This window comes from Bacteroidota bacterium, assembly GCA_016711505.1.
Lineage (GTDB): Bacteria > Bacteroidota > Bacteroidia > AKYH767-A > 2013-40CM-41-45 > JADKIH01.
Genome location: JADJSV010000002.1, coordinates 352,357 through 364,604, shown reverse-complemented (window position 1 = coordinate 364,604; position 12,248 = coordinate 352,357). Strand labels below are relative to the sequence as shown.

The 12,248-nt window shown below is 37.4% G+C and carries 12 protein-coding genes; all 12 read right to left on the bottom strand.

Annotated features, from left to right (window positions below; translation table 11 throughout):
- Nucleotides 1-22 precede the first annotated feature (22 nt).
- The 12 genes from IPL24_05245 to IPL24_05190 all read right to left on the bottom strand — a co-directional run bounded on the left by IPL24_05245 (nt 23) and on the right by IPL24_05190 (nt 12,241).
- On the bottom strand, nt 23-766 hold the full coding sequence (locus tag IPL24_05245) for a class I SAM-dependent methyltransferase (protein ID MBK8363094.1): 744 nt from the start codon (nt 764-766) through the stop codon (nt 23-25).
- A gap of 1 nt (nt 767) precedes the next feature.
- On the bottom strand, nt 768-1,142 hold the full coding sequence (locus IPL24_05240; protein MBK8363093.1) for a hypothetical protein: 375 nt from the start codon (nt 1,140-1,142) through the stop codon (nt 768-770).
- On the bottom strand, nt 1,108-2,112 hold the full coding sequence (locus tag IPL24_05235) for an oligosaccharide flippase family protein (GenBank protein ID MBK8363092.1): 1,005 nt from the start codon (nt 2,110-2,112) through the stop codon (nt 1,108-1,110). Before IPL24_05235 ends, IPL24_05240 begins: the two co-directional genes overlap by 35 nt.
- Before the next feature lie 84 nt (nt 2,113-2,196).
- Nucleotides 2,197-2,343 carry a hypothetical protein gene (locus tag IPL24_05230; GenBank protein ID MBK8363091.1) on the bottom strand — a complete coding sequence of 49 codons (147 nt, stop codon included), beginning with the start codon at nt 2,341-2,343 and terminating at the stop codon, nt 2,197-2,199.
- Between the two features lies 1 nt (nt 2,344).
- Nucleotides 2,345-3,799, bottom strand: coding sequence for a hypothetical protein (locus IPL24_05225; GenBank protein ID MBK8363090.1), 1,455 nt, complete (start codon nt 3,797-3,799; stop codon nt 2,345-2,347).
- 30 nt (nt 3,800-3,829) lie between these two features.
- Nucleotides 3,830-4,963, bottom strand: a complete 1,134-nt coding sequence (gene rffA / locus IPL24_05220; GenBank protein ID MBK8363089.1) for a dTDP-4-amino-4,6-dideoxygalactose transaminase — start codon at nt 4,961-4,963, stop codon at nt 3,830-3,832.
- Nucleotides 4,964-4,966: 3 nt separating this feature from the next.
- On the bottom strand, nt 4,967-6,856 hold the full coding sequence (locus tag IPL24_05215; protein MBK8363088.1) for a DUF393 domain-containing protein: 1,890 nt from the start codon (nt 6,854-6,856) through the stop codon (nt 4,967-4,969).
- Nucleotides 6,857-6,864: 8 nt separating this feature from the next.
- Nucleotides 6,865-7,524: an acetyltransferase gene (locus IPL24_05210; protein ID MBK8363087.1), complete on the bottom strand. Its 660-nt coding sequence runs from the start codon at nt 7,522-7,524 to the stop codon at nt 6,865-6,867.
- The gene (locus tag IPL24_05205; GenBank protein ID MBK8363086.1) at nt 7,525-8,142 is read right to left on the bottom strand and encodes a class I SAM-dependent methyltransferase; all 618 of its coding nucleotides are present in this window, start codon (nt 8,140-8,142) and stop codon (nt 7,525-7,527) included.
- Nucleotides 8,142-9,065 (bottom strand): glycosyltransferase, encoded by a 924-nt coding sequence (locus IPL24_05200; GenBank protein ID MBK8363085.1) that lies wholly within the window; start codon nt 9,063-9,065, stop codon nt 8,142-8,144. The genes IPL24_05205 and IPL24_05200 overlap by 1 nt, the downstream gene beginning before the upstream one ends.
- Complete coding sequence (locus IPL24_05195) at nt 9,062-9,742, bottom strand: WbqC family protein (GenBank protein ID MBK8363084.1); 681 nt, start codon at nt 9,740-9,742, stop codon at nt 9,062-9,064. Before IPL24_05195 ends, IPL24_05200 begins: the two co-directional genes overlap by 4 nt.
- A gap of 39 nt (nt 9,743-9,781) precedes the next feature.
- Complete coding sequence (locus tag IPL24_05190; protein ID MBK8363083.1) at nt 9,782-12,241, bottom strand: polysaccharide biosynthesis tyrosine autokinase; 2,460 nt, start codon at nt 12,239-12,241, stop codon at nt 9,782-9,784.
- Nucleotides 12,242-12,248: the final 7 nt, after the last annotated feature.

The following is a 12,248-nucleotide window of genomic DNA, read 5'->3' as shown; positions in this document are numbered from 1 at the left end:
AAGAAATCCTGCTTGTCTTAGCTTATGATGTGCGTTTTACCGCCGCACCACCTTTAGTTAAAAATTGAATACCAACAATCTGTTCAGCATTCACAAAATCCCTGAATGATTCATTTTTGTGTACATCATCAGAAATGATCAGGCCGTCGTCTTTCAATGCAGGAAAAATAGCTTTGAATTCAAACATCATATTCTGATATGAATGATCGCTATCGTGAAAGAAGATATCAACCTTGCCGAGTTTCTGAACAAGTACAGGAAGCAATTCATTCGATGGCCCTAATTGTAATTCCCAGTGTTTTCTTAAAATATCCGGTACAGCCCATCCACTCTGCTGAGAAATATTCTGCGGATTGTAACTTTTCAGATCAAGGTTCGGAAGATCGATGGAATATAATTTGCCGCTTCCGTTTTTATGTATTGCATTTAATATCGTCCACGATGATACACCATGAGCAACACCTGTTTCAATCATCACTTGCGGCTTTGCACAACGGACGATGAAGTAGAGGAACTTTCCAAACAGATGGACAGGTTTATTTCCGGGCAAGGAAACTCCCGGCAAAGTATTCATAGGAACAAATTCCCCTGAGCGGATTTCCTGAAGATACTTTTTGGCTTCTGTACTATCATACTTTTTCCCTAACAAAGTTTTGGCTGCCTTTACAATCATTGCTTCGTGCAGGTCTTGCTTTTGTCCTCTTACAAAATTCAATATTGCAAAAGGATGAGTAAGGAAAGTAGTTTTGGTGTATTGGATGATCATATTAATTGTGGTGTGGTTGTGTTGAATCCTGAATCAATATTTTTTCATTCACTTTCTTCTCTGCGACATAGATGAAGATAAGCATATTCATAATATTTGTAATCATTAAAGCCAAAGCCATTCCGGCGTTGTGCATAGTTGGTACAAGTATGTAAGCCAAAGTAGTACCGATAATAATAGTTGCAATGTAAACTTTTATTCTAATTCTGACTATACCCAGACTTTGAACTAACGGCAAAGTCCAGAAGGTAGATGCACCGAGTACTGCACCAATCACAAAATAGAAAAATGCCTGAGTTGCCGGTAAATATTCCGGGCCGTAAACTGTTTTAATGATCCATTCATTGAGGAAGAATGTTGCTACAATAAAGATCAAATCCCGGAACCATTGCTATAGATGTAATACGTACCAGCATATTTTTCATCTCTTTGAACTTTTTCTCTGCGAGCAATTTTGAAAGCTGTGGATATATTGAAGAAACCAATGGATCCGATAAAGTAAGAACTGAATAAGCAAGTTTTTTTGCGACAGCATAGAAACCTACCTGCTGTGGAGATGTCAGAATTCCAAGCAAAAGTATATCGCCCTGACTGATGATCGTTTTCAATGAATTACCAATTGAATTACCAAATATAAAATCCATTATTGATTTTTTCTCATCCTTGATCAGAACCATTGGAGCACTCAAATGTGGCATCAATTCATTTTTCAATTCATAATAAGCAAGGAGATTGCAGATAAATCCGTTGAGAAATCTGGTTACAATTATTGCTACAAAAAATACATTCAGGTTTTTCGGATAAATAAAAACTGCCAGTGCTATAGCCAGCGTTTCGACTACATCCATGATCATCTGAATGATCGAACTCATCCTGAATTTATAATGCAACCGCAGCATCGATTTACTTATCGAGTTTACATAAGTAATACTCGCTGCAATTGCATAGCAAATGATAAACCATTCAAGATCCGGCTTATCAATAAACGTATCGTATGAAATAAAACAAAGCAGTGCAATAACGATCACTGAAAATACAGCCATAATAAAACTAACAAGCAAGCCCGATTTAACAAAGGCCATTAGCTTATCGTTTCTATTCTCTGTATGATAAACTGCTCCGAATTTTATCAATGCTGTACCTATATTCAAATTCAGAAATTCCTGGATCAAGCCCACAAAGGCGACAACAATTGCATATGTTCCATAGATCCCCGGACCTAAACCCCGGGCAATGATCACCGATCTCAAAAATGCCAGTCCCGTACTGAAAAAATTAGAAAAGAATACCCATCCACTGTTCTTAAACAGTAGTTTGCTTTGAGTATCGAGTTTTCCTTTGAACATTTTTTTAATGAGTAGTAATTGGTGAGTAGTAATAGCAAAACTACGACTTGATTTTAACTACCAGCAATTATCAACTTTCGAATATTAATTTAATTTTTCATTCAACTTCACAATTCTTATCTTCCGAATAAACCGCTTACGTTGATCCGGGTATTGCCATTGTTCGCCGTAGAATTCAGGTGCAGGAACACGATTTCCTACAAAATAATTTGCTGGGATCTCATCGATCACTTCACCATTTTTTCAAATACGTAAACATAGAATCAGTCCATCCGCGACCACGATCCAGAAGAGCGCGGCCTACGAAGGCATCATCTACAATTACATATTTTACATCTAATGCCTTTACAGCATCGCTGAACGACTGCTCAATGCGACCGCCATAAGGATTAAACCATGAATTAGAATAATACGGCTGATCCTTGAAAGGGTTATAATAAAGTGCCAATCCAAGGACAGCAGAATCCTCGTCGATCATCGACCGGACATGTGTTGTAATCCTTTTATACTCTTTGGCCATTCTTACATCCTGTCCTATACCTATTGCATTTGTTACAAAAGTGATCAGGAGCAGTGAAGCAACAATCATAGCTGTTCTTGCAGATTTTCCTTTACTCTGCTCTACATTACTAAAATATCCGGCAATGACTATTGCTACGAAAGGTGCTACAATTACATTGAAATTTCCGAAACTTCCTGAAAGCAGATATAAAACTGTTAGAGTCAGAAAAACGGAGATACAGATCAAAATAAAATCACGTTGAACTGAAATGGATCTTATCTTCCCTTTCGCCTGCATCAGGATAAGTATGAAACTGCACACAAATATCAGGAATGAAACAGGCCGTGAAACCGGATTGGCTACAAAGAATTTGTTATAGAAAGCGTACGGAATAGAAATAACATATTTCCATCCTTTAACAAGAACCGGCGGCCCTTGATACAAAAAATAATTTCCACCTCCGGCTGCAATTGCAAATTCCTTCATTTCATTCATAATATAAAGAAAGAAAACAGCACCAATCATCAATCCTGCTCCGAAAACAAAGGTCTGAAGTTTCAGAAATGTTTGCTTTTCGTAATACAAATAAAACAGTCCGGCTACTGCCGGTATTACGATTGCTGATGGATGAATCAACAATGATGGTAACCACGAAATAATTCCAAACAGGAGAAGATAAATATTTTTCCTTGTGCTTTCTTCAGACTGAATTAATCTGTTAAAAATAAAAACTCCCATCATAAGACAAGCGCAGATCATGATCTCAGAACGTTCTCGGTGTACCTGCGAAAAAAAATCAGGAAGGGCAATGAGAATAGCGACGGCGAACAATGCATACCACTTACTAAGGGAAAATTGTTTAGCAACCAGAAACGTAAACAGCAATGCTAGCAGACTCCAGAAAAACATTCCGTAACGCATAGCAGTCAGTTCATCGAATGGAAGGAGATACATCATTGCTGCGAATGTCCCTGTCTTTACCGATAAAATACACCAGCTTTTCCAACCCATATTTCCAATAGACGAATAAAAGGGCGCGACAGATTCCGGCAACAGAGGCTCTCCGGGTTTGTGCATCGTTTTCATATAGTATCCACGCGATGTTTCCCACAATTCATCTGCATTTACAACCGGCAGCTGCGGAAAGAAAAAACCATAGACGCAAAACAGCAGTAGCACTGTCATAATCGATTTCCTGACTACTGCATTCATGAATTAAGAATTACCGTTATAAAACTTCTTGATCACTTTCACTACATGCATAATGTCCTTTTCTGAAAGATCATAATACATTGGTAAACGAATAAGACAATCGGAGAAGTGGTCAGAATTAGGCAATTCCGGACCGTTGTATTTGTCTTTATAAAATTCACTTTTATGCAATGACAAATAGTGAAATACTGAATAAATATTTTCCTGCCTGAGAACAGAGATCAATCGTTGTCGTTCTTCCGGAGTGTTACAAACAATATAGTAAATGTGTGCATTGTTAGTCGCATACGAAGGAATGTGCGGTGTCTTGAAATAACCCTTAGCTGCCAGTGGCTTCAATGAATCATGATAAGTTTCCCAGCTGAATTTACGTTTAGCCTGGATCTTATTCATATTCTCTAATTGTGCAAAAAGAAATGCAGCAATAATTTCAGACGGCAGAAATGATGAGCCAATATCTACCCAGCCATATTTATCGATTTCTCCTCTGAAAAATGCCGAGCGATTAGTGCCTTTTTCCCGAATGATCTCAGCTCTTGCAATAAACGACGAATCATTCATCACAAGCATACCGCCTTCACCGGAAATAATATTTTTTGTTTCGTGAAATGAAAAAGCAGAAAGCTGTCCGATACTTCCTAACGGCCGGCCTTTGTAATATGCATCTATACTCTGCGCTGCATCTTCCACAACATACACATTGTGTCTGTTTGCAATATCCATGATCACATCCATATCACATGCAATACCGGCATAATGCACGGGTAAAATTGCTTTTGTTTTTGGAGTGATCAGCGATTCGATCTTTGTTACATCAATATTCGGGCTCTCAGCAGAACTGTCAGCAAATACAATTTTTGCTCCGCGAAGAACAAAAGCATTGACAGTGGAAACGAATGTATAACTTGGTGCAATGATCTCATCTCCCGGCTCTGTTCTCAAGAGTAATGCTGCCATTTCCAATGCATCCGTACATGATGAAGTAAGAAGCACTTTTTTGAAACCATATTTTGACTCAAAAAATTCGTGACAACGTTTAGTAAATATTCCGTCGCCGGAAATTTTCCCTGACTCCACTGCTTCTTTGATGTAAGTTGTTTCTTTACCTGTAAGAAACGGTTTGTTGAATGGAATCATAAATTACATTTTTTCTATATCGGACAAGTTCACGCTGAATACTCCATCTGACCACTCTGCAGTTCCGGCAATTTGCCAAGGTGCATTGAGCTGATCGTGCAGAAAATTCATTTCCCAATCGTTATAATTATCAATTTTTTTAACAACTATTTCGAACTGAAGATCCTTTAAAGTAAGCCCGTTTGAGCCTGCCCAGAATGCTGTGTAACGCAAAATACCTGCAGATAGTTTTGCCTGATTTATGTCGGCGGAATTCACTTTAAATGTCCAATTAACGAAATTTCCGCCCTTTAAATAGTTTCCGGGTTGTCCATTTTCATTTATTACGGGTAAAAACTCAATTGATTTTTTGCCTTTGTATACGATTGCAACAATGTGATTGTAGTTCCTGAAATGAAAGTCCATAAATACCGGATGATTCGTAATTCCCAGCAATGGCCTTGCGACTGATTTTATGTCAGACGAAAATGAAGTCACACCTCCATCCAAAAAAGTATCTTTTAAAATTCCTGAATGTCTGACCTTTTTTGCCAGTGAAGCATTCAGAGAAACTGCGATCTGAAGAAACACTGCCAATCCGATAAGTACTTTTATTGAAAATATTTTCAATTTACGTAAGGTCAGGTTATGCAGCAATTTAAATTCATTGTCATTCTTAGGAAACACAGGAGGCTCGTAACCACAAGTCTCATCAGTACATCTTTCATTGGTCCGGTTCTCCGCTATGTAAGAATAAATTGCACGCCCTATATGTGAGATGCCCGGCAAGTACATCAACCATGAAAGCGGCAAAGACCATAGCATTGCAGAAAATGCTTTGCGGTAGGTATCGTAACCTTTTGAAACAATTCCTCCTTCAGTTACACTATGAATATCGTTCAATAACTGATCTTCTGTATAACTACTAAGCGCAGGAACTTTTCCTAAAGAAGATTGCACTGAAATAAAATCTATTCTTCTGAAAATATCGAAATGTTTAAGAACAATTACTGTTCGTACACATAATGGACATTCTGCATCGAAATAAAATGCCAGTGTCCTCTTTCCACTTCTGTTAAACTTTATTTTTTTCCAGAAAGAAACAGGAACCATTAAAATATAAAGTGCAACAACTCCTATAGCGAAATATGGAATCGGAAATTCAAGTAATATTCCAAGATGTAATCCTATACCAATAAGGAAGAGCGGGAAACGCCACTTCCTGTGCCAGAATAAAAATAAAAATGCAAACTCAAAAATCAGAGTTAAGTATCCGACGAACTTCATCAGGAATTTTAAATTCAATATTGCCGACATATCCACATGAGCGATCATTGGCAATGAGGAAGGCAGCCACATTCCAAGCCCATTCAGCCAATATGGCGAAACCAGTTTATAGAGAATGGAATCGTAGTAAACAAAACCGATTCCAATCATAGCAGGGATCAGATATGACAAGGCACTTACCGTTGTTGGTGGCTCATAGCGAAATCGCGAAGACGAGTACTTTAACTTTGTAAGCAGACGATCAATAGAAATTACTTTGCTTACCGGCAGGAACAAGATCAATAAATTTATTCCTGTATATAAATAATACATATGATAGGCAAATTCTCCGGCCATGCCGAAAAAAATTATTGTAAGCAAATAATTCAGAATGCCCGAAACTCTTGTAAACAATCCTAACGCAAGCAACACAATTACACATAACCAGACTACCAGTCCGATTCCTACTGCAATTTCATTTCCTTCTACAAATGGAATTTTATCAAATATGAGGTGACGAAAATTGAAGATCTGAAGTACTTCAAAAAACAAATTTGTAAAATATAAAATGCGGAAAAGTGCAAGTCCGGTTGCATCGATCTGTTTATCGTACAGACGTGTAATTAGTGAAGAGCTCCGGCGCAACATAACAATTCTCAGACTTTAGTGTTGAAACTATCATCATTGTACTTCGCAGTTCCTGATTGAGAATATACTCCGCCATTTTCAATGTTCTTTTTGATCAATGCTCCACCACCTACTATGCATCTTTCACCTACAGTAACATTGTCTCTGATCGTTGCATTTATACCAATAAAAGAATTAGAACCGATCACCGATCGTCCGGAAATGCATACACCGGGAGCGAGAAAACAATGATCTTTTACTTCAGAATGATGTGCAAGAATTGCTCCTGACCATAAAACAGAATTATTACCGACCTTAGCAAAAGGTTCGACTACGCAATTGGGAAATATAAAAGAATTTTCTCCTATGGCATTTTCGTCCCAGACAGTTGCCTGCGGACTGATATATTTTATGAATGAATATCCTTTTTCTTTAGCACTTAAATACAATCTTTCGCGCACAGAATTCACTTTATTCGGACCGATTGCAATTAACAACATTGTATCTTCCGGTGGCGCTTTAAATTCAAGTTCTTCAAATGCTATATTCGGCAACCCTTCGACAATATCAAAACGGATATAATTCATTTCTTCAGAAAAAGAAATGATATTATACGATCCCGTTTGCTTTAAAAAATGAAAAGCTACAAGTGCATAATCTCCTGTTCCAACTATTACCAGATTCTTCATTTATTTTTGAATGACCATTGTTACTTCATATAACGGATATGAATGATCAATGATAAATTTCCGTGACAAATTCTTTACTGCAAAATCAGACAATTCCTGTACAGTCGGATAATATAATCTATCGTATCTATAATCAACAAACGAAGTCATACAATTAAAGATGACAGCTTTATTTGCCATTGAAAACATTTTTTTTATGTTTCCATAAAAATATTCCTGCCACTCTTCGTCAGTTGCACTTAGTTTTGCATTGAAAGTTCCCGATGCAATAACATAATCAAATCGTTTTTCTGTATCCCATGAAAGAAGATCATGGAGTGATGCAGTATTTTCTCCGAAACGTTCATTAGTCAGTGATACCATTTCAGGTACAGCATCAATACCTGAATAAATTATGGCTTTAGAACACTGACGGATAAAATTATTGAATTCCCCATTTCCACATCCAACATCGAGCACTGAAGGCCTTGTTGAAAAATCGATATAGCGTGAAATGACTTCGAATCTCAAATATTGCGTGTCGCTATTTTTCCAATCCATTCCTTCAGCACTACTGCCAAATTGTTTGATCTTATCGCGGTAATAATTGATTGATTCGTCGAGAAACTTATTGTCCATTAGCGGGCATCGTATCTCTTTCTTACGATTACCGTAGGTCGGTGTTTCGTTTCCATATAGATTTTGGAGAGATAAATACCCAATAAACCGATGCAAAGAATGATCAATCCGCTGAGAAACCAAATAGAAACGATCAATGACGGCCATCCTGTCAGTAATTTCTCTATGAAGAAATGGCGAAAAAGTAAAATGATTATGAAAGCGAATGAAACAAAGCTGATCAAAGCGCCGAAGTAAAAAACATAGATCAGTGGCTTATTACTTGTGCTTGTGATGGCATTCACCATCAATGCAACCTTTTTACTCAAACTATAAGTTGAAGAGCCTTTATCTTTCTTGTCAACAGAAACAGGAATCTGTTTAAAACCAACTTCCATAAATGTTGCTCCAAGAAAAAACTCCTTTTCATCGTATCTGATCAATTCCTCTACATAATTCCTGGTCATCAACCTGGCCATTATGATATTTTCAGGAATAGGTCGTTCTGCAAAATGATTGAATACTTTATAGAACACCTGCCCAAAGATCCGCTCACGCCATTTTCCTTTGCGGGAATTCTGAACACCGAAGATGACATCACCTTTGGTTTCTTCCATCTTGCTGTAAAATTCAGTAAGCAATTCAGGTTGCTCTTCCAGATCACAATCGATCAGAAAAACGAGGTCGCCTTTTGCTTCCCTTAAACCGGCCATGATCGCTTTGTGATGACCAAAATTTCTTGAAAGTTCAACAACGGCTACATCAGGAAATTCATCACGCAGTTGCAATGCTACAGCCAGTGAATTATCAGGTGATCCATCGTTTACAAAAATGAAATCGTACTGTACACCGGAAAGCTCAGCAGCCTTTCGGACTCTGGCATAAAACTCAGGCAAGTATTTTGCCGAGTGATACATGGTGGTTACAATACTTACTTTTTTCATTTCATATATTTCAATGCATCCGGTCCTGTATTCAGAATCAGATCAAGAACACTTACTGCATGTTCAAACGGCGGATTCATTTGCGGATACTCAGGGTAGCCCGAATAATCCATCCAACTGATTTCAATTCCTGCCTCATTAAACAGATCTTCTTTGATGTAATCCTTTGCTGACGGACCACTCAGATAGTGAGTGCCACCGGCTTGAAGGATCAGATCAATTAACCGTTCATTTTTTCCTGCTATCAGTTTATAGTCAGAAGAAGATGTTAGAACAGTATTTATACCCAGAAATGAATTGAGAAGTTCGATTGCAGACAAATTTATTTCACTCAACAAAGGAGTTTTAACCTCAGAGTAGAATTTCTCAAGCTTGTCTTTATATAAATGAAAGAAAGGAGCTTTGGAATAATTCAACGAAATAGACTTCCAGTGTTTTTCTGCCCAATTATCCTGCGAAACTTTTGTTTCATTAATTTTCTGCGAAAGATTTTCCTGCCGAACAGGAATAGTTAACCATAAAGAACCATTAGCAGATTTTATTTTATTCCGATTCCGCCAGTCGTTTTTTGTATACTGAACATCATCATAAAAAATAAATTCATCGACGTGATTAATGATATCGAAATAACCTTTCCAGGGAATATAATTTGACTGAAGAATTGCGATCTTTTTCACGAGGAAGGTTTTCGGAATGGAATATGAAAGATATTTTGACTACTCTTTCTTTTTCTTCTTCTTACGACTGAAGATGCCACCTGATTTCGGCTTGTCATCTTCGATCACATCTTCATAATACCCTGCGTTCGCTTTTGAACCATAACCATAGCCATAACCGTAACCATAACCGTAGCCATATCCATAGCCATAAGCAACAGATTTTTTAGCAACGGCATTAAGAATGACACCGACATTTTTAATTCGGCCTTCTGAATGAAGTTTATTCAATGCATCGAGATGCAAACGTCGTGTAAAATTCTGGCGAACAATATAAATTACCGTATCAGAATATTTCGCTAAGATCAATGGATCTGAGATCAATCCTAATGGTGGTGAATCCAGAATTATGTATTCGTAATTATCTTTTAAGAAAACGAAAAGTTCATCGATGCGTTCAGTAAGGAGTAACTCCGAAGGATTCGGCGGCTTTGGTCCGGTAAGAATGATATCCAGATTTGAAATTCCGGATGTCTGCACAATTTGTTTTTCAGTGCTGGAGCCGATCAGATAATTTGTAACACCAAGTTCACCTTTAAGTCCAAGATGACTCATAGATTTGGGTTTACGTAAATCGAATCCGACCAATATTGTTTTCTTACCACTTAATGCAAAGATTGCAGCAAGATTCAGCGAACAAAAACTTTTTCCTTCTCCTGAAATTGAGCTCGTAACCAGGAATGTTTTTGCTTTATTCTGATTACGGATAAAGAACTGCAGATTGGTACGGATTGAACGGAACGCTTCGGCAATAAATGATTTCGAATTTTCCTGAATAACAAATTCATTAGAAGACTCACTCATACCTACCATTCCAATTACCGGTAACTTAGTCTGTTTTTCTATATCAGAACGATCCATGATCTTATCGTTCAGCATATTTTTGAAGTAAACAAATGCTGCGGGAAGAATCAAGCCCATAAAAACAGAGATGAGATAGATCTCGGATTTAACAGGACGAATCGGATTAAAAGATGCTGCAGCACGATCTATCGCACGGTTGTCAGAAGTCGTTCCTGCAAGAATGATCGCAGTTTCAGCACGTTTTTGCATCAGGTAAGTGTAAAGATTTGCTTTCACTTCCATCTGACGTTTGATATTTACAATGACACGATCAGTACCCGGTAAGGTTGCAATGTGCCCTTCTACTCTATTCAATTGTGATCTTGCTTCAGCTTTTGAAGCTGTTAACCCTGCAACTATACTCCGGATATTTTCGATCAAATCATTTTTTGTATTCTGAATTGCCAGATTGAATTCCTGAATCCTTGGATTTTCTTCTGTAGCTCCGGCACGCATGATCTCACGCTGACTTTCCAGATCATTCAGCTGACTGATCAATTTCAGAAGTAAGGCATCATCAATTCCGATAGAAGCAGGTGACATACCGCTGATGTTTTTATCGTCCTCAACATAAGACTGAAGATATTGCAGAAAGCTAAGCTTAAGATCTATTTCCGATAAACGAACATCATATTCACGGGCACTGTTTACAAAACCTTGTGCTTCAATATTCAAATCTGTGATCCCTTTTTGTGCGCGGAAATCTTCAAACTCCTTTTCAACACTATTAAGATCCTGCGAGATCAACAAGATTTGTTCATCTATAAATTTTAATGAATTTGTAGCAAGTTCATTTTTCTGATCGATACTGGATTGCATCCAGATCTCAATTAGTTTATCGATAAAATCTACTGCTTTCGTAGGTACTTTATCTTCAATGTAAATATTTAATATAGAAGAAGCCTTTGTCAAAACAGAAACAGTAAGCAACGACTGATACCGCTCTACAACTGATTCCATGTTCTGTACCCTGACCAGATAATTACGTTTATCGTATCTCGGATTGTTATAAGCACGGGCATTAAAAAAGCCGCGTTTTACCAAACGATAACTACCCAATTCATTATGGATCTGTTCATCGAATGAATAAATGTTACTAAATGATTCCTTCGTTTTTGAATTGGTAAACGTCAGTCTGAATTTCTTATCACTGATAATATGAATTTCAATCGGATCATTTAATGCCTTAAGTTTAATGGAATCATTAATAACTTTGAACGGACATTCCAGATACACTTCTCTTGTTTTAACATTTCCTACATAATAATAAGATATATCAAAGTTGAGCGCTTTTACCGTCCGGGCAACCATAGTACGCGATTTGATTACTTCAATTTCATTCTGAAGATTACGATCATCATCGAATTCATTCATTGCTGAAATGATATCACCTTTCTGAGCTCCCGGATTTGCAAGTTTCAGGAGAACAGTAGCGCGTGCACTGTATACAGGTGTAGAATACCATGCATAATAATATCCGATCATTAATGAAAGCATTAATGTCAGAATATAGAGATACCAGTAACGGATTACATAGTCGTAAAAGACTTGTTTGATGTTGACCTTTTCAGATTCAGCATTCAAATCCGAATTGGCATAATTTTCTTCCGTTGCCATTTAAATG